Annotated in this window: 15 protein-coding genes; 9 read left to right on the top strand and 6 right to left on the bottom strand. The window is 72.2% G+C overall.

The features are described 5' to 3' along the window. Positions 1 to 23 precede the first annotated feature (23 nt). On the top strand, positions 24 to 572 hold the full coding sequence (locus ACFXPL_RS03350; RefSeq protein ID WP_384911649.1) for an FHA domain-containing protein: 549 nt from the start codon (positions 24 to 26) through the stop codon (positions 570 to 572). 142 nt (positions 573 to 714) lie between these two features. Here the strand turns inward: ACFXPL_RS03350 and ACFXPL_RS03345 are convergent, their stop codons facing one another. The 4 genes from ACFXPL_RS03345 to glgX all read right to left on the bottom strand — a co-directional run bounded on the left by ACFXPL_RS03345 (position 715) and on the right by glgX (position 7,565). Continuing rightward, a complete protein-coding gene (locus ACFXPL_RS03345; RefSeq protein ID WP_384911646.1) occupies positions 715 to 1,785 on the bottom strand; it encodes a lytic polysaccharide monooxygenase in 1,071 nt (356 codons plus the stop codon). Positions 1,786 to 2,048: 263 nt separating this feature from the next. Continuing rightward, the gene (gene treY, locus ACFXPL_RS03340; protein ID WP_384911643.1) at positions 2,049 to 4,391 is read right to left on the bottom strand and encodes a malto-oligosyltrehalose synthase; all 2,343 of its coding nucleotides are present in this window, start codon (positions 4,389 to 4,391) and stop codon (positions 2,049 to 2,051) included. A gap of 145 nt (positions 4,392 to 4,536) precedes the next feature. Beyond that, entirely contained in the window at positions 4,537 to 5,313 is a 777-nt protein-coding gene (locus ACFXPL_RS03335) for a GNAT family N-acetyltransferase (RefSeq protein WP_384911640.1), read from the bottom strand. A 131-nt stretch (positions 5,314 to 5,444) separates the two neighbouring features. Then, positions 5,445 to 7,565 (bottom strand): glycogen debranching protein GlgX, encoded by a 2,121-nt coding sequence (gene glgX, locus ACFXPL_RS03330; RefSeq protein ID WP_384911637.1) that lies wholly within the window; start codon positions 7,563 to 7,565, stop codon positions 5,445 to 5,447. 376 nt (positions 7,566 to 7,941) lie between these two features. On the opposite strand from glgX, the gene ACFXPL_RS03325 reads away from it, so the two are divergent. Together ACFXPL_RS03325 and ACFXPL_RS03320 are read left to right on the top strand one after the other, a co-directional pair. Beyond that, a complete protein-coding gene (locus tag ACFXPL_RS03325; RefSeq protein WP_384911634.1) occupies positions 7,942 to 9,174 on the top strand; it encodes an SAV2148 family HEPN domain-containing protein in 1,233 nt (410 codons plus the stop codon). 103 nt (positions 9,175 to 9,277) lie between these two features. Further along, the gene (locus tag ACFXPL_RS03320) at positions 9,278 to 9,985 is read left to right on the top strand and encodes a 3'-5' exonuclease (protein ID WP_384911631.1); all 708 of its coding nucleotides are present in this window, start codon (positions 9,278 to 9,280) and stop codon (positions 9,983 to 9,985) included. A gap of 71 nt (positions 9,986 to 10,056) precedes the next feature. Here ACFXPL_RS03320 and ACFXPL_RS03315 read toward each other — a convergent pair whose 3' ends face one another. After that, positions 10,057 to 10,938 (bottom strand): phosphotransferase enzyme family protein, encoded by an 882-nt coding sequence (locus ACFXPL_RS03315; protein WP_384911831.1) that lies wholly within the window; start codon positions 10,936 to 10,938, stop codon positions 10,057 to 10,059. Positions 10,939 to 11,110: 172 nt separating this feature from the next. On the opposite strand from ACFXPL_RS03315, the gene ACFXPL_RS03310 reads away from it, so the two are divergent. The 6 genes from ACFXPL_RS03310 to ACFXPL_RS03285 all read left to right on the top strand — a co-directional run bounded on the left by ACFXPL_RS03310 (position 11,111) and on the right by ACFXPL_RS03285 (position 16,492). Further along, positions 11,111 to 12,070: a carbohydrate ABC transporter permease gene (locus ACFXPL_RS03310; RefSeq protein ID WP_384911629.1), complete on the top strand. Its 960-nt coding sequence runs from the start codon at positions 11,111 to 11,113 to the stop codon at positions 12,068 to 12,070. After that, positions 12,067 to 12,906, top strand: a complete 840-nt coding sequence (locus ACFXPL_RS03305) for a carbohydrate ABC transporter permease (protein WP_384911625.1) — start codon at positions 12,067 to 12,069, stop codon at positions 12,904 to 12,906. Before ACFXPL_RS03310 ends, ACFXPL_RS03305 begins: the two co-directional genes overlap by 4 nt. Next, positions 12,906 to 14,246 carry an ABC transporter substrate-binding protein gene (locus ACFXPL_RS03300; RefSeq protein ID WP_384911622.1) on the top strand — a complete coding sequence of 447 codons (1,341 nt, stop codon included), beginning with the start codon at positions 12,906 to 12,908 and terminating at the stop codon, positions 14,244 to 14,246. The genes ACFXPL_RS03305 and ACFXPL_RS03300 overlap by 1 nt, the downstream gene beginning before the upstream one ends. A 60-nt stretch (positions 14,247 to 14,306) precedes the next feature. Then, positions 14,307 to 15,521, top strand: coding sequence for a macrolide-inactivating glycosyltransferase (mgt, locus tag ACFXPL_RS03295; protein WP_384911620.1), 1,215 nt, complete (start codon positions 14,307 to 14,309; stop codon positions 15,519 to 15,521). 67 nt (positions 15,522 to 15,588) lie between these two features. Then, positions 15,589 to 16,137, top strand: coding sequence for a DUF1697 domain-containing protein (locus ACFXPL_RS03290; protein ID WP_384911617.1), 549 nt, complete (start codon positions 15,589 to 15,591; stop codon positions 16,135 to 16,137). Next, complete coding sequence (locus ACFXPL_RS03285; protein WP_384911614.1) at positions 16,130 to 16,492, top strand: DUF4440 domain-containing protein; 363 nt, start codon at positions 16,130 to 16,132, stop codon at positions 16,490 to 16,492. The genes ACFXPL_RS03290 and ACFXPL_RS03285 overlap by 8 nt, the downstream gene beginning before the upstream one ends. Positions 16,493 to 16,832: 340 nt before the next feature. On the opposite strand, the gene ACFXPL_RS03280 is transcribed toward ACFXPL_RS03285, so the two are convergent. Next, the gene (locus ACFXPL_RS03280) at positions 16,833 to 18,020 is read right to left on the bottom strand and encodes a GDSL-type esterase/lipase family protein (protein WP_384911611.1); all 1,188 of its coding nucleotides are present in this window, start codon (positions 18,018 to 18,020) and stop codon (positions 16,833 to 16,835) included. Between the last annotated feature and the right edge of the window lie 80 nt (positions 18,021 to 18,100).

The following is an 18,100-nucleotide window of genomic DNA, read 5'->3' as shown; positions in this document are numbered from 1 at the left end:
CCGCCGGAAGGACAATCACGTCTGTGACGTCCTCCTTCGAGTCTCCCGCGTATCCCGTGCGGCTCTCCGACGCCGAACGTGACCGTGTCCTCGCGGTGCTCAGGGAAGGCGCGGCGCAGGGCAGGCTCTCGCACGACACCTTTCTGCGCCGGACGGACCTGGCGCTCGCCGCCCGCGGGGCCGACGAGCTGAAGCCGCTCACCGCGGACCTGGAGGCCGAAGGCCGCTGGTCCCGTGGGCTGTTCGCGGCGGTGGGCCGGATCTCCGCGTTCTCGCACCGGCTGGGCAGGGCGTGGCAGGCCGAGCGGCTGCCGAAGCTGCTGCTGCCGCAGCCGGGCCCTTTCCCGCTGCGGATCGGCCGCGACCCGGTCAACGGGCTGCGGCTCAGCCATGACACGGTCTCCCGGCTGCACGCCGAACTGAGCATGGAGGGCGGGCGCTGGGTCCTGCGCGACCTCGGTTCGACGAACGGCACGACCGTCAACGGACGGCGCGTCACCTCGACGGTCGTCGTGCGGGACGGCGACCTGGTGACGTTCGGTCACATGAGCTTCCGGCTCGCCTCGAACTGAGCTGCGGAGAGCGGCAGTCGGGCGGACCCGGCCCGCCGCCCGGTGTGGGGGGTGTGACGGCGGGCCGGGTGCTGTCCGGCGTCCGGGTGGGGGCCGGGCCGGAGTGTGCGGGTGCGCCGGTGGCGGACCGGGCGCGCCCTGGTCAGTGCACGGAGCAGGGCGCTGTGGTGGCGGTGTCCGGTGGCCCGCCCGAGGCCACGTAGCTGAAGGTGGTGGAGGCGCCGGCCGCCAGCGATCCGTTCCAGTCGACGTTGTGGACCATCACCCCCTGACCGCCGTAGGTGGCGTTGCCGTTCCAGAGGCTTTCGACCTTCTGGCCGGTCGGCAGGGTGAACTCGACCATCCAGCCCAGGATCGGGTTGGCGCCGGTGTTCTTGACGGTGATCTCGGCCTGGTAGCCGCCCGACCACGAGTTGGTGGTCTTCCGGGTGGCGGTGCAGGTGGCCGTCGGGTCGGTCGGCGGGTCCGTCGGGGTGGTGCCGGGCTCGCCGACGCCGGTCACCTCGCCGTTGCCGCCGTCGAAGACCACGTCCGAGCAGCTGTAGAAGGTCTCGTTGCTGTCCGAGCGCTGCCACACCATGTAGATGATGTGCCGGCCGCTCTTGCCGCCGGGCAGCTTGCCGGTCCACTTGTACGCGCCGTCCACGGTGCCGACGCTGCCGGTGACCTGCGGGTGGTCGACGGTCATGAACGGGGTGGACTCCAGGGCGTCCCAGGTGAAGGTCTTCGTGGGGTCGAAGCCGTCCTTGGTGACGTACACGTAGAACCAACCGGGGTGCGCGGCCCACGCGTTGTACGAGAAGTCGAGCGACGCGCCCGAGGTCAGGTGGGTGAGCGGCCAGTCGCTCCTGGCCTTGTTGTAGCCGTTGAACGTGGTGTTGCCGCCGCTGCACAGCTGGCCGTCGGGGATGAAGCCCTTGGTCCGCCCGGCGCCGTCGGAGCGCAGCACGGAGAACCAGTTGTAGAGCGGGGTCGTGCCGCTCTCCGCGACCGCGGCCTTGCACGCGGGGTTGACGGGCTTGATCTCACCCGTGCTGGTCAGACCGTCCCGCCAGCACATGAAGGTGCGGCTGGCGGGTTTCATCGGGGTGCCGTGGGCGGACGAGGGCTGACTGTCCGTGACGACCAGCAGCAGGGCGGGGAGTACGGCGAGAAGCGCGAGGAGTACGGCTCTGCGGGGGTGTAACAGCCACAGTGGGGGGCGGTTCATCATGCGAGTCCCTTCGGCATGATTTTTTCGGCGTGATCATGACAAGTGAGCGAGGCGGCCAATGGGAGCGCTCCCATTTCTCGGAACGTAGCGCGGCCCGGTCACTCTGTAAACGCCGTGGACCGAACTTCCGGTAACAGGCCTTCAGGCCCGCGCCACCTCCGGGCCACCGCCACGTCCGGTCCGCGGCCTTCCGTCCGGCCGGCTCCGGTCCGTCCCCCGCGGGCCGCCGTCGCCATCGGCCCGCAGCCCCGGGCCCGCCGCCCTCACTCCGTCGTCAACAGGGCCACCGGGAACTGGTCCAGCAACTCCGCGAGCCGCACCGTCCCCGACACCTCACGCCCCGTCAGGGTGTCCCGCCACCGCCCCGGCGGCAGCGGCAGCTCCGTCGTACGCCAGCCGCCCGCCCGCTCCAGACCGTACGGGAGCCGCGTCGCCACCGTGACCGTGGCGCCGGTGCGGACGAAGGCCAGCGCGTGCGCGGCGGCCGGGCCCACCGCGGGCAGCGGGGTGTACGTGCCGGACTCGCCGAAGACCTCGGGCCGCTCCCGGCGCAGCATCAGCGCGGCTGTCGTGACCACCGTACGGTCGTCGGGCGGGCCGGTCCTGAACGGCCGCCGGTTGTCCGGGTCCACCAGCGCCGGATACTCGCGCTCCGTGCCCTGGTAGAGGTCGGGCACCCCCGGCATGGTGAGGTGCACCAGCGCCGCGCCCAGCGCGCTCGCCCGTACGTACGGCGCCAGCGCGCGGTTGAACGCCGTGACCGTACGCCGCGCGGGACCCGCGGGGCCCGCCTCGACGAACGCCGCCACCGCCTGCTCGTACAGCGCCTCCGGTTCCGTCCAGCTCGTCCGCAGCCCCGCCTCCCGTACCGACTTCAGCAGCGCGGGCACCATCCGCGCCCCGTCCGGCGGGGTCCCGTCCACGGCCGGGGTGAAGCCCACCGCCGTCTGCCACGCCTGCCACGCCACCTGCGGGTCCGGCGCCGCGACCCCCGCCACCTGCTCCAGCAACTGGTCCCACCGCTCGGGGCACTCGGCCAGGATCGCGATCCCGGCCCGTACGTCCGCGCTGCGCTTGGTGTCGTGCGTGGTCAGTACGGTGCCGGTGGACGGCCAGTCGCGCGCGAGGCGCAGGCAGTACGCGTGGAACCGCTCCGGGCTCACCGCCGGGCTGCCCGGGTCGCCGCCCACCTCGTTCGCCGAGATCAGCGGCGTGTAGCGGTAGAACGCCGTGTCCTCCAGCGCCTTGGCGCGCAGCGCGGACGCGGTCTGCGCGAACCGCGCGCAGAACACCGTCTGGTCCTCGCCCGTACCGAGCCGGCCGAGCGCCAGCTCCCGCACCACGTCCACGACGGTGGCCTCCCGCTCCACCGCGAACGCCGTCTTCGCCTGCCTGACCGCCTCCTCGGAGACCGCGGCCTCCGCCGCCTCGGGGCAGGGCCCGCCCGCCGTCGTGTACGGGCGGTAGACCGGTACCCGGACCAGCAGCTCGCGGATCGCCGTACGCAGCGCCCAGGGCGCGTGGTCGCGCAGCGCGGGGTCGGCGGCGCAGACGCGCAGCGCCGTACGGACGAGGAAGGCGGTCTCGGCGGCCAGTTCGTGGAAGACCACCTTGTACGCGGCGCGCCGGGCCGTACCGTTCCAGTAGCCGCCCCGGTCGCCGGCCGGGCCCGCGACATCCCGGTAACGGCGTTCCAGGACCTCGGCGCCCGCCCCGTCCGTGAACACCCCGTCGATGTGGCGCAGCGCGTCGTACCCGGTGGTGCCCGCGACGGCCCAGCCGGCCGGGAGCACCTCGTCGTCGGCGAGGATCTTCTCCACGACCGTCCAGCAGCCGCCGGTCGCCTCGTTCAGCCGGCGCAGATACTCCTCGGGGTCGGCGAGCCCGTCCGGGTGGTCGACGCGCAGCCCCTCGACGACGCCGTCCCGTACCAGCTCGACGATCTTGGCGTGGGTGGCGGTGAAGACCTCCGGGTCCTCCACACGTACCCCGATCAGCTCCGGGATGGTGAAGAACCGGCGGTAGTTCAGCTCGGTGCGGGCCAGCCGCCACCACGCGAGCCGGTAGTGCTGGGCGTCGAGCAGCTCGGGCAGCGGCAGTTCCTCGCTGCCGGCCGCGAGCGGGAAGCGCTGCTCGCCGTGGTGGAGCGTCCCGTCCTCGACGCGCAGCGCCCCCGCCGCCAGCTCGTCACCGACCGGGCCCGGCAGCACCGGCAGCAGCACCTTGCCGTCGCCCGCGGCCCAGTCGATGTCGAACCAGCGGGCGTACGGCGACTCCGGTCCCTCCCGCAGCACCTCCCACAGGGCGCGGTTGTGGACGGGCGCCGCGGCCATGTGGTTGGGCACGATGTCCAGCACGATCCCGAGGCCGTGCTCGCGGGCGGCGGCGGCGAGCTGCCGCAGCCCCTCCTCGCCGCCCAGCTCGGCCCGTACGGCGGAGTGGTCGACCACGTCGTAGCCGTGCGTGGAGCCCGGTACGGCCTCCAGCACCGGCGACAGGTGCAGATGCGAGACCCCGAGCGCGGCGAGATACGGCACGGCTCTCCGGGCGGCCGAGAACGGGAATTCCGGCTGGATCTGGAGCCGGTAGGTCGCAGTGGGCGTCATACGGTCGTACGTACCCCGCTTCTCGACTTCTGTTTCATCGGTATCACTGGATTCGGCGGGAACGGTCTCGACGGGAATGACTGCGGAGTCACCGACTCTCGGGCGCGGGCGGCGGGCGGTCCGCCTCCACCGTAGAGCCTGTGGCCTACGCCGTGTGGACGTACGGGGTGGTCGTACTGAGGACGGTGAACCCGAGGCGCTCCAGGATGGGACGGCTCATGTCCGTCGCGTCCACCTGGAGGTAGGGGTAGCCGCGGTCGGCGGCGATCCGGGCCCGGTAGGTGACGAGCGCGCGGTAGACGCCCTGGCCGCGCCACTCCTCCGTCGTACCGCCGCCCCACAGACCGGCGAACCGCTTGCCGGGCGGCAGTTCCAGCCGGGCCGCGCTCACCGGTACGTCGCCCGCCATGGCGACGACCGCGGAGACCGTGTCGGGGAACTCGGTGAGCTGGGCGAGGAGCTGCCGACCGATCCGGCCGTCGTCCGTGCCGAACGCCTGATCGTGCACGTCCGCCATGAGGGCGACCCCGGCCGCGTCGGTCACGGGGACCAGCCGGACGCCCTCCGGTGGCTCGGCGTCGCCGAGCAGATCCCTGACCTCGGCGACCATGAGCGCCTCCGTGGGCTCGGCGACGAACCCGGCCGCGAGCAGCAGCTTCCCGAGACCGGCGGGAGCGTCATGGTCGTAGAGCTTCCACTCGAACTCCAGGCCGAGCGCGGTGAAGTGCGCCACCTGCTCCGCGATCGCCGCCACGGCCGAGCTCTCGTCCAGGTCCGACCAGAGGACCCCGTTCCAGTCGTGCGGGCCGCCGCTGCGGCGCACCACATTCCCGGCCCGCTCCGGCGACGCGCGCGAACCGTCGGCCCCCGCGCGCAGTCGCATGTCCCGGTCGAACGCCTTCAGTACGGTTTGCTTGTCCATCCGGGCACTGGATCACCGGCGGGGGCGGCGCGGCAACCGGGTTTCCCAGCCCGCCGCGCCGCGTCCGCTCCGCGCCGCGTCCGCTCCGGGGAGCCGTACGGCCCGTACGGCTCCCCGTACCGGCCGGGGCCCTACGCCGGCCGCATCAGCACCGTCATGCTGCGGCCGATCATCTTGAGCCGCTCGCCGCCGTCGACCTTCTCGCCCTGACCGCGCACCACGCCCTCGGGGCGGGCCGTGTCCACCATGACCTGCCACTGGCGTCCGTGGTTCACCGGCACTCTGAACTCCAGCTCGTCCGCGCTCGCGTTGAACATCAGCAGGAACGAGTCGTCCGAGATCCGCTCCCCGCGTGGCCCCGGCTCCGAGATCGCGTGGCCGTTGAGGAAGACCGTCATCGCCTGGGCGTGCGCCGCCTGCCAGTCCTGCTGGGTCATCTCCTCACCCGCGGGGGTGAACCAGGAGATGTCCGACAGGTCGTCGTGCGTGCCCTCCACCGGGCGCCCGTGGAAGAAGCGCCTGCGCCGGAAGACCGGATGGTCCCGGCGCAGCCACACCATCGCCTGGGTGAAGGCCAGCATCGTCCGGTCGGTCTCCGCGCCCGGCTCCGGCCAGCGGACCCAGGAGACCTCGTTGTCCTGGCAGTACGCGTTGTTGTTGCCGCCCTGCGTACGAGCGAACTCGTCGCCGTGGCTGAGCATCGGCACGCCCTGGGAGAGCATCAGCGTCGCGATGAAGTTGCGCATCTGGCGGTTGCGCAGCTCCACGATCTCCAGATCGGCGCTCTCGCCCTCCGCCCCGCAGTTCCAGGACCGGTTGTGGCTCTCGCCGTCCCGGTTGGACTCGCCGTTGGCCTCGTTGCGCTTGTCGTTGTACGAGACCAGATCGTGCAGGGTGAAGCCGTCGTGGCAGGTGGTGAAGTTGATGGAGGCCAGTGGCCGCCGCCCGTCGTCCTGGTACAGATCGGACGAACCGGTCAGCCGGGACGCGAACTCGGCGAGGGTCCTGGGTTCGCCGCGCCAGAGGTCCCGTACGGTGTCGCGGTACTTCCCGTTCCACTCGGTCCACAGCGGCGGGAAGTTCCCCACCTGGTAGCCGCCCTCGCCCACGTCCCACGGTTCGGCGATCAGCTTCACCTGGCTGACCACCGGGTCCTGCTGGACGAGGTCGAAGAACGACGACAGCCGGTCCACCTCGTGGAACTGGCGGGCCAGGGTCGCCGCGAGGTCGAAGCGGAAGCCGTCGACGTGCATCTCGGTCACCCAGTACCGCAGCGAGTCCATGATGAGCTGGAGGACGTGCGGGCTGCGCATCAGCAGCGAGTTCCCGGTGCCCGTGGTGTCCGTGTAGTAGCGCTGGTCCTCGGAGAGCCGGTAGTACTGCGCGTTGTCCAGGCCGCGGAAGGAGAGCGTCGGGCCGAGATGGCTGCCCTCGGCCGTGTGGTTGTAGACGACGTCGAGGATGACCTCGATCCCGGCCTGGTGCAGCGCCCGTACGGCCTGCTTGAACTCCAGGACCTGTTCGCCCCGGTCGCCCCACGACGCGTAGGCGTTGTGCGGGGCGAAGAAGCCGATGGTGTTGTAGCCCCAGTAATTGGCGAGCCCGGCGTCCGCCAGCCGGTGGTCGTTGACGAACTGGTGCACCGGCATCAGCTCCAGCGCCGTGACCCCCAGCTCGGTCAGGTGCTCGATCACCGCCGGATGGGCGAGCCCGGCGTACGTGCCGCGCAGCTCCTCGGGGAGCGCCGGGTGGAGCATCGTCAGGCCCTTCACATGGGCCTCGTAGAGCACGGTGCGGTGATAGTCGGTACGGGGACGCCGGTCGTCGCCCCAGTCGAAGTACGGATTGACGACGACCGAGGACATCGTGTGGGGGGCGGAGTCCATGTCGTTGCGCGAGTCCGGCTTGCCGAAGTGGTAGCCGTACACCGACTCACCCCACTCGACGGAGCCGCTGATCGCACGCGCGTACGGGTCGAGAAGTAACTTGGCGGAGTTGCAGCGGTGCCCGCGCTCCGGTTCGTACGGTCCGTGGACCCGGAATCCGTAGCGCTGACCAGGCATGATGCCCGGAAGGTAGGCATGGCGCACGAAGGCGTCGGTCTCGCGGAGCTCCACCGCCGTTTCTGATCCGTCGTCGTGCAGGAGGCACAACTCGATCCGGTGCGCGACCTCGGAGTAGACCGCGAAGTTCGTACCGGCGCCGTCGTACGTGGCGCCGAGGGGATATGTCTGTCCCGGCCAGACCTGCATAGGGAGGACTCTTCCATTTCTGATCCGGGTGGAGCGGGCTGTTGTGCCAGATCTTCCCCGAAAGTAGGGCAACCACCTAGGAACCCGCAGCCTTCTTGGCCCTTCTTGCCCCGAGGGTCAACCGCGTGCACCGCGCCGTCGCCCGGACCGGTCATGGTGCTCAGCGGCCCCACCGGGCTCCTCCCGCCCCGCCGGGCGCGCGGAGAAGATCGGGTGGAATCGTGATGAATCATCCCACTCCGGTGGAAGTCACCACCGGGAACAAGCCGCATGAACAAGGGAGTTGGGAAAGGAGCCTGTGCATCCTGCTGCACCTGGTCCGGTCGGCGGAGTACCCTTCCTTGATCGTTGAAAAGGGAGAGAAGGCGGTGCGCGGGTGAGCTCGGGAGGGCTGGAGCTGCCCCCAGGTGACGCAGGTCATGCGGGGGAATCCGGCGACATCCCGCCCGGAGTGGTCTCCCTCGCGCGACCGATGGAGATCGGGGCGGAACTGGACTGGGGCGCGGACGCCTGGAACGAGGTCCGTACGCGCGCACAGCGGGCCGGGCGGGCCTACATCTGGCTGAATCTGGTGGAGCAGCGGCTGCGCGCGGTCGTCGCCGCGGTCCTGCGGCCCATCTACGAGCCCGTGCACGGCGAGGAGTGGGTGGTCGCCGCCGCCGGGCCCGCCGGGCAGGAGTGGGTGCAGCGCGCCGTCGCCGTACGGGAGGTGTCCCGGCGCAAGGGCTACCTCCTCGACCCGGCCGACGACAACGTGCTGAGCTTCCTCACCCTTCCGCAGCTCAGGGAGCTGATGGTCCAGCACTGGCCCTGCTTCGAGCCGTACTTCGACGACCGCCGCGACGTGGAGCTGGCCCTCGACGAGCTGGAGGTCGCGCGGAACGTCGTCTCCCGCAACCGGGCGCTCTCCGAGACGGTCCTCGCCCAGGCGGAACGGGCCTCCGCGAGGCTGCTGGAGATCCTCGGCGGCGGCAGCGGCATACCGTCCTCGCAGCGGCTGCGCGTCGACGCGGTGGAGGACCTGGTCGGCGACCGGTACGGCGATGTCGTCTCCGTCCACTCCGACCGGGTCAGACTGCAGCGCCAGCTACCCGCGGAGGACCTGTTCGGCGGGGCCCGGCGGCTCGACGCCATCGGTATCGGCCTCAACCTCCTCGTCCAGAACTTCTCCGGACGCCGGCTCGTCCGGCTCGCGGAGTCCGGCTGCAGGACCCGGCTGGTCTTCCTCAACCCGGCGAGCAGCGCGGTCAAGCGCCGGGAGCGCGAGCTGGGGCTGCGCAAGGGGGAACTGAGCCGTTCGGTGGAGATGAACATCCTCCACATGCGCCGGGTGCGCTCCAACCTGCGCGACCCGGGCGCCTTCGAGATCCATGTCTTCGACGAGACGCCGCGCTTCACCGCGTACCTCGTGGACGGGGATGGCCCCGACGGTCTGGCCGTCGTCCAGTCGTACCTGCGCCGGGCACGCGGCATGGAGGCCCCGGTCCTGGTGCTGCGCGGCGGCGGGCGTGAGGTCGTGCGGGCGGGGCAGGACACGGAGCACGGGCTCTTCCAGACCTACCGCGAGGAGTTCGACTCGGTCTGGACGGACTCCCGGCCGGTCTCCTGAACCGGGGCGTTGTCAGTGGCCCGTGGCAGGGTGAAAGTCCGGCGGGGAGATCCGACGGGGGGAGCGGGGGAAGCACCACCGCACCACGAAGGAGGACCACACGATGACTTGGCACGGGGAAGCACTGGCCGGTTTCGACCTGGAGACGACCGGTACGGAGCCGCTGGAGGCCCGGATCGTGACGGCCGCGGTCGTCGAGGTCCGGGGCGGCGAGGTGATACGGGAGCGGAGCTGGCTCGCGGACCCGGGCATCCGGATCCCCGCCCAGGCGTCCGCGGTGCACGGCATCAGCAGTGAGCGCGCCGCCTCGGAGGGGCGTCCCGCGCCCGAGGTGGCGGCCGAGGTCGCGGAGGTCCTGCGCGGCTACTGGGCGCGCGGGGTGCCGGTCGTGGCGTACAACGCGCCGTTCGACCTGACGCTGCTCGCGGCCGAGCTGCGGCGCCACGGGCTGCCGGGGCTCGGTCCGGTCGGCCCGGTGATCGACCCCTACACGATCGACCGGGCCGTCGACAAGTACCGCAGGGGCAAGCGCAATCTGGAGGCGGTCTGCGGGGAGTACGGCGTGGTGCTGGACGCGGCCCATGATGCGGGCGCGGACGCCCTGGCGGCGGCCAGGGTGGCCACCGCGATAGCCGAGCGGCACGCCTCGGTGGCCGCGCTGACCCCGCCGGAGCTGCACGAGCGCCAGATCGCCTGGTACGCGGAGTGGGCGGTGGACTTCCAGCGCTTCCTGCGGAAGAAGGGGAACACGGACGCGGTGGTCGACGCGGTGTGGCCGCTGCGCGAGCCGGTGGTGACGACGACGCCCTGACCCCGGTGCCGCGCGGATCCGTACCGCCGCGGTCCGGCGGTCCCGCGGTCCCGTACGGGCGGGCCGGCCGGTCAGAAGGGGTACCAGCGGACCTCGGGGTCGTCGTCGCGCAGGGAGGCGACCCGGCGCCGGAACTCGGCGAGCGCCTTGGGGTTGGCCGGGGCGTGCTGCGCCACCCAGGCGCAACTGGCCGTCTCGCGGGCGCCGCGCAGTACCGGACAGCCTGACCAGGCGCGGACGTCCCAGCCGTAGACGGCGGTGAACATGTCGTACGCCTCGGGGGCCAGCCCGTACCGGTCCCTGGACAGCGCCATGACCACCAGGTCGTGTTCGCGGAAGTCCGCGGAGAAGGTCTCCAGATCGACCAGCACGGGCCCCCGCGGGCCGACATGGACATTGCGCGGCAGCGCGTCGCCGTGGATCGGGCCGGCCGGAAGGTGCGGGGTGAGTGTGGCGGCGGCCTCGGCGAAGCCGTCCCTGCGCCCGCGCAGGTACGCGGCGTCGGCGGGGTCGATCGTGTCGCCCGCGATGTGCAGCCAGCGCTCCACACCGCCGAGCAGTTCGCGGCGGGGCAGGGTCAGTACGGCGGGATCGGGGGCGGGCAGGGCGTGGACGAGCCGCAGCAGCGCGGCCAGATCGGCGGGTTCCGCCGGGCGTACGGCCTCGGGCAGCCGGTGCCAGAGCGTCACCGGATGGCCGTCCACGGACCGCGCCCCGGATTCGGCGGCCCGTACGGCCGGCACCCCGGACTCGGCGAGCCAGGACGCGAGGGCGACCTCGCGCCGGGCGCGCTCCAGCAGCTCCGGGTGGTCCCGCGCGTCCCTGCCGACCTTGACGACCAGCCCGGCCGTCCCGAACACCGCGTTCTCGCCCAGGGCCAGCAGCTCCGCGTCGTGCGGCAGCCCCGGCAGCCCCGCCCCGGCCAGAATCTCCCGCGCCCGCGCCTCGTCCATCGTCGGCCCACTTACTTCCGGTCGTCGCTCCGCGCGGTCCATCGCGTCCCGCGCCACCGCGAAGTCTCCCATCCGCCCGCGTGTGCGTGCTTGACGTACCACGAGGGCGTCCCCACGATGACGAGGACGGACAGGACGGCCCCTGACAGCCCCACGCGAAGGAGTCGCATCCGTGACATCGGCCACCGCGACGACGCGGTCAGCGGCGGAGGAGGCCGGCGAGGGCCGGTCCGGTACGGGACGTACGGGCCGGCCCCGGAAGCCGCTGGATCACGGTGCCTGGTTCCTGGTGCTGCCCGCGCTGCTGCCGATCCTGGTGCTGAGTGTGGGACCGCTGCTCTACGGCGTCGCGCTCGCCTTCACCGACGCGCAGTCCGGCCGCACCGAGCCCACCGGGTGGATCGGCGTCCTGAACTTCCAGGACCTGCTGCACGACACGCTCTTCTGGGACTCCTTCGGTATCGGCCTGCTCTGGGCGGTCGGGGTGACCGTGCCGCAGTTCGCGCTCGGCCTCGGCCTCGCCCTGCTCCTCGACCAGGACCTGCGCCTGCGCTGGCTGGCCCGGGCCCTGGCGATCATCCCCTGGGCCATGCCCGAGGTCGTCGTCGCCGTCATGTGGCGGCTCGTCTACCACTCCGACGCCGGGGTCCTCAACGAGACACTGCGCGATCTGGGCCTGGGCGAGGGCCGGGACTGGCTGACCGGTCTGTCCACCGCCCTGCCCGCGGTGATCGTCGTCGGTGTCTGGGCCGGCCTGCCGCAGACCACCGTCGCCCTGCTGGCCGGCCTCCAGAACACCCCGCGCGAACTGCACGAGGCCGCCGCGCTCGACGGCGCGGGCGCCTGGCGCCGCTTCCTCGCCGTCACCTGGCCCGCGCTCCGGCCGGTCGCCCTCGCCGTCACCGCGCTCAACTTCATCTGGAGTTTCAACTCGTTCGCGCTGGTCTACGTGCTGACCAGCGGCGGCCCCGGCGGTCGCACCCGGCTGCCGATGCTCTTCGCGTACGAGGAGGCGTTCCGCTACGGCCAGTTCGGCTACGCCGCCGCGATGGGGTGCGTGATGGTCGCCGTGGTCTCCGTACTCCTCGCGTTCCATCTCGTCGGCCGGCTCACGAAGGGGGCGGAGGCATGAGCCCGCGCGTCAGCGGCTCCGTGCGCGCCGGACAGTACGCCGCGCTCCTGTGCTACCTCGTCTTTCTCGCCTTCCCGTTCCTCTGGCTGCTGTCCACGGCCTTCAAACCGCCCCGGGAGCTGGGCAGCCTCCACCCGACCTGGATCCCGCACCACCCGACGCTCGACAACTTCCGCCAGGCGTTCGACGAACAGCCGCTGCTGCGGGCGGCGGCCAACAGTCTGACGGCCGCCCTCGCCGCCGCGCTGATCGCCGTCGTCGTCGCGACCCCGATGGCCTACGTGATGGCCCGCCGGCGCGGCAGGCTCGCGGCGGCGGCCACCGGCTGGGTGGTGGTCAGTCAGGCGTTCCCGTTCGTCCTGGTGATCATCCCGCTCTTCCTCGTCCTCAAGAACCTGCGCCTCGTCGACTCCCTGGGCGGGCTGGTCCTGGTGTACGTGGTCTGGTCGCTGCCGTTCGCGCTCTGGATGCTCACCGGGTACGTCCGCGCCCTGCCCACCGAGCTGGAGGAGGCCGCGGCCGTGGACGGCGCGGGCCGGATCCGCACCCTCGTCTCCGTCACCGCACCGCTGCTCGCGCCCGGCATCGTCGCCACGGCGCTCTTCGCGTTCATCACCGCGTGGAACGAGTTCTTCTTCGCGCTCGTCCTGCTCAAGTCCCCCGGGAAACAGACCCTGCCGGTGGTGCTCACCCACTTCGTCGGGGCGGAGGGCGTCGCGGATCTCGGACCGCTCGCCGCCGCCGCGTTCCTCGCCACCCTGCCCTCCCTCCTCGTCTTCGCCCTCATCCAGCGCCGGATCACCGGCGGGATGCTGGCCGGGGCGGTGAAGAACTGATGCGCCGGCCGAAGACCTTCGCGGCCGTCGCCGCCGTGCTCGCCCTGCTGCTCGGCGGCTGTTCCGGCGGCGGGACCGACGGCGCGCGGGAGGACGGGATCACCCTGCGCTTCCAGTCCCTGGCCTGGCAGGACGAGTCGGTCCGCGCCACCGAGGAGCTGGTGGAGGAGTGGAACGCGGCCCACCCCGACATCCGGGTCGAGTACGTCCAGGGAAGCTGGGACAGCGTCCACGACCAGCTCCTCACCTCCTTCGAGGGCGGCGAGGCGCCCGACCTCATCCACGACGCCGCCGACGACCTCGCGGACTTCGCCTACGGCGGCTACCTCGCCGACCTGCGTCCCTTGCTCTCCGACCGGCTCACCCGGGACATCCCCCGGCGCAGTTGGGACACGGCCACCTTCGGGGACGGCGTGTACGGCGTGCCGTTCCTCCAGGAGCCCCGCGTCCTGATCGCCGACCAGAAGATCCTGGACGCCTCCGGGGTCCGGATCCCCACCGCGGAGCGGCCCTGGAGCTGGCCGGAGTTCCGGCGGATCAGCGGTGAGCTGACGGCGTTCATGCGGCAGGGGCGGGCGAAGGAGAGGTTCGCGGTCGCCTGGCCGCTCAAGGACCCCGTCTCCGCGACGCTCAACCTCGGCCTCTCCACCGGCGGCCGGCTCTTCCACCGGGGCGCGGACGGGAAGGTGACGATCCGGTTCACCGAGGACGACGCCGTGGTGCCCGACACGGTCCGGCGACAGGTCACCGAGGACAGGAGCGCGTCCGGCGCCACCCTCGGCATGGGCGGTTCCGACACGCTGCCCGGCCTGTTCGGCGGGAAGTACGCGATGGTCCCGCTCGGGTTCTCGTACCGTCAGCAGATCATCCAGCAGGCACCGGAAGGCTTCGAGTGGACCGTCCTGCCGGCCCCCGCCGGCGACGGGAGCGCCGGGGCAGGTGACGAGGGGGCCGTGCCCGCGCAGGGCGTGAGCCCGCAGACCCTCTCCATCGCCCGGGACAGCCCGCACAAGAGGGAAGCGGCGCGCTTCCTCGACTTCCTGCTGCGTCCCGGGAACATGGTGCGCCTCGCGAAGGGCGACTGGATGCTGCCCACCGGTACGACGGCTCTCGCGGACCCGTCCCTGCACACCGCCGAGCACGGCTGGGCGACGGGAGCGGCGCTCGCGGGCGGACTCCGCCCGGCCCCCGCCCAGTCCGTACGCGGCTACCCGGAGTGGAAGGACAAGGTGGCGACCCCGGCGCTCCAGGAGTACTACAGCGGCGCGATCGACCGTACGGAGCTGGAGAAACGCCTGGTCGAGGACGGCAACCGGGTGCTGGCCCGCTACCAGCGGTAGACATGTGGACGGACTCCAATGTAGTTGCACGAGACGTATCGTCTTGTTTATGTTGAGGGCATGACCGCAGCCGAGCCCGCCCACATCGCCATGTTCTCCATCGCCGCCCACGGCCACGTGAACCCGAGCCTCGACGTCATCAGGGAACTCGTCGACCGGGGCCACCGCGTCAGCTACGCGATCCCCGCGAACTTCGCGGAGAAGATCGCGGCCACCGGCGCCACACCGGTGATCTACACATCCGTCCTGCCCACCCCCGACGACGACCCCGAGGACTGGGGCACCGAACTGATCGACAACCTGGAGCCCTTCCTCGACGACGCGATCCAGGCCCTGCCCCAACTCGTCGCCGCCTTCGAGGACGACCGCCCCGACCTCGTCCTCGGCGACACCACCTCCTTCCCCGCGCCCGTCCTCGCCCACCGCTGGGGCGTGCCGTTCTTCCAGATCTCCACGCACATGGTCGCCTGGGACGGCTACCGCGAGGAGGTCGCGGAGCCGATGCTCGCGGAACTGGAGAAGTCGGAGCGCGGCAGGGCGTACCGGGCACGGTTCGCCCAGTGGCTCATCGACCAGCACATGGACCACACCGACCCCGACCGGCTCTCCGCGGAACCTGGCCGCTCCCTCGTCCTGATCCCCAAGGCGCTCCAGCCCCGGGCCGACGACGTGGACGAGTCCGTCTTCACCTTCGTCGGCGCCTGCCAGGGCGACCGCGCCGACCAGGGGGAGTGGCGGCGGCCCGCCGGAGCGGAGAAGGTCCTGCTCGTCTCGCTCGGCTCGTCCTTCACCAAGCAGCCCGCGTTCTACCGGGCGTGCGTCGAGGCGTTCGGCGGAGAGCCGGGGTGGCACGTCGTGCTCCAGATCGGCAAGAACGTCGAGGTCTCCGAACTGGGCGAGATCCCGGCCAACATCGAGGTACGGGACTGGGTGCCGCAGCTCTCCGTCCTCCGGCAGGCCGACGCGTTCATCACCCACGCGGGCGCGGGCGGCAGCCAGGAGGGCCTGGCCACGGCCACCCCGATGGTCGCCGTACCGCAGGCCGTCGACCAGTTCGGCAACGCCGACATGCTGGCCGCCCTCGGCGTCGCGCGACGGATCGACACGGCGGAGGCCACCCCCGGGGCGCTGCGCGAGGCCGTCCTCACCCTGGCCGCCGACCCGGAGGTGGCCCGCAGACTCGCCGCGATCCAGGCCGGGATGGCGGCGGAGGGCGGTACCCGCCGGGCGGCGGACCTCGTCGAGGCCGCGCTCACCCCGGACACGGACCGATGACCGCGCGGGGTTCCGTGCCCGGGGCATGCGGGGTGCCCCGGGCACGGCCCCGCCCTATCGTGGGCACATGATCACGACCTATGTGGCGCTCCTGCGCGGAATCAATGTCGGCGGGCACCGGAAGGTCCCCATGGCGGACCTCCGGGCGCTGCTCACCGGGCTCGGCCACGGACAGGTCCGTACGCACCTCCAGAGCGGCAACGCCGTCTTCACGAGCGAGTCCGGCGACGAGAAGGCCCTCGCCACCGCGCTGGAGCACGCCATCGAGGAGCGCTTCGGATTCACCGTCGACTGCCTCGTCCGCAGCGCCGCGTATCTGCGGGCCGTGGCCGACGCCTGCCCCTTCCCGGCCGGCACCCTGGAGGGCAGGCAGCTCCATCTCATCTGCCTCTCCGAGCGGATGGGCCCGGAGCGGTTCGCGTCGCTCGACCCGGCCGCGTACCTCCCGGAGGAGTTCCGGCTCGGCGACCGGGCCCTGTACCTGTACGCACCCGACGGCCTCGGCCGCTCCAAGCTCGGCGACGCGCTCGCCAGGCCCGCCCTGTTCCGGGGCGTCACGGCCACCAGCCGCAACTGGAACACCGTCGTCAAGCTGCTGGAACTGGCCCGTGACTGACCGCACCTCCGCGATCGCCGCGGCCATCGACGCCGAGCTGCGCCTCCTCGACCCGGCCGTCCGCGCCTCCCCGGCGCTGCTCGCGGAGCTGCTGCACCCGGAGTTCCGGGAGTTCGGCGCCTCGGGCCGGGAGTGGGACCGTGACACGGTCGTCGCCGCGCTCACGGAGCCGGGCGGGCCCGTGCCCCGGCCGATCACCACCTCCAAGATGCGGGGCGTGCGGCTCGCCCCCGACGTGGTGCACCTGACCTACGACAGTGCCACGGACGGCCGCCGGGTCCACCGCAGTTCACTGTGGCGGCAGACCGGCGGCACGTGGCTGCTCTTCTTCCACCAGGGCACGCCGTACGGCTAGGGTCTTTCGTTCGGATCTGGCCGGATCAGGGAGCGCCCGCCGCGTCAGCGGCTGATGTCGCTGCGGGCGCGCGAGCCCGGCAAGGTCCAAACGGGAGGCTCTAGGGCCTGTTTCGAACGTAGCGCCGTCCGCCCGTAGGGCGGGGCCTGCGGCGTCCGGTGCACTGCACTCGCTCCGCTCGCTCCGTCTCGGCGCACTGAATTGCCCTTGGGATGCCGAGCGCGATCGCGAGGCGGAGGATCGGCACCCTCGACGGCCCGGACGTACGCGGACGACTCCGGCAACGCGGCGAGCGTGCGTGCCAGGCGTCGCGGGCCAGGCGGGACTTTCGAAACACGCCCTAGACCCGACCGAACCCCGCGAAGGGGCCGTCGGCGGCGAACGCCAGGCCGGCGAAGCGTTCGCCCATACGGCGGTGGGTGGCGGCGTCCGGGTGGAGGTCGTCGGGCAGCGGCAGTTCGGCGGAGTCGGCCTCACCGTAGAGGGCGCGGCCGTCGAGGTGGCGCAGGTTCGGGTCCTCCGCCGCCCGCTGCGCCACGATGCGGGCCAGCTCCTCCCGGATGACGCCGAGGGCCAGCTTCCCCTGGGCGCGCTCCGCCGGATCGCCCGCCGCCCGGAACCGCAGGCGTCCGGCGCCGAGGGCGGAGAAGTCCGGGGCGCTGGGGCCGGGGGCGTCCTCGTGGATGGGACACAGGATGGGCGAGACCACCAGCAGCGGGATGGTGGGGTGGCCCTCGCGGATGGTGTCGAGGAAGCCGTGCACGGCGGGGGTGAAGGCGCGCAGCCGCATCACGTCGGCGTTGACCAGGTTGATGCCGATCTTGACGCTGATCAGGTCGGCGGGGGTGTCCCGCAGGGCGCGGGCGGTGAACGGGTCGAGCAGGGCGCTGCCGCCCAGGCCCAGATTGATCAGCTCCACCCCGGCGAGGGAGGCGGCCAGCGCCGGCCAGGTGGTGGTGGGGCTCGCGGCGTCGGAGCCGTGGCTGATCGAACTGCCGTGGTGCAGCCACACCGGGCGCCCCGGGTCGGAAGCGGGCTCGACGGGGGCGTCGGTGCGCAGGGCGACGAGTTCGGTGGTCTCGTTGTGCGGCAGCCAGATCTCGATGTCCTTGACGCCCTCGGGCAGGTCGTCGAAGCGGAGTGTGGAGACCGGCCCCGACGTGGTCTCCACGGATCCGGTGGTCATGTCGATGGTCATGGTGTTGCCGCCGGTCACAACGGCCTGGCCGGTGAGCCGGCCGTCCACGAGCAGGTCGTACACGCCGTCCGGGCGGGGCGGGGCGCCGACGTAGGCGCGCTTGGTGGGCAGCGTGTCCAGTTCCAGGGCGGTGGCCCGGGTGCGGAAGGCGAGCCGTACTCCGGAGGGCTGGGACTCGGCGAGGGCGAGCTGCGGGTCGGCGCACTGCGCGCGGGCCCGCGCGGGCAGCCGGTGCGGCAGTAGGCCGTGCTCGGTGCGCTCCACTTCGAGGGCGCCACGCAGGAGGTCCGCGGTGACGGGGGTGGTGATCCAGTGGTTCCGGGTGTTCATGGTCTCAGCCTGTGGGTCGGGGCCTGTGTGGGGCCGGACGGTCGGAGGTGCGGAGGCGCGGACCATGTCGACGGAGGCGG

The sequence above is a fragment of the Streptomyces sp. NPDC059092 genome (assembly GCF_042756365.1).
In the GTDB taxonomy this organism is placed as follows: Bacteria; Actinomycetota; Actinomycetes; order Streptomycetales; family Streptomycetaceae; genus Streptomyces.
Note: the sequence above shows the minus strand (reverse complement) of the source record. Positions and strands in the feature narration are given on the sequence as shown.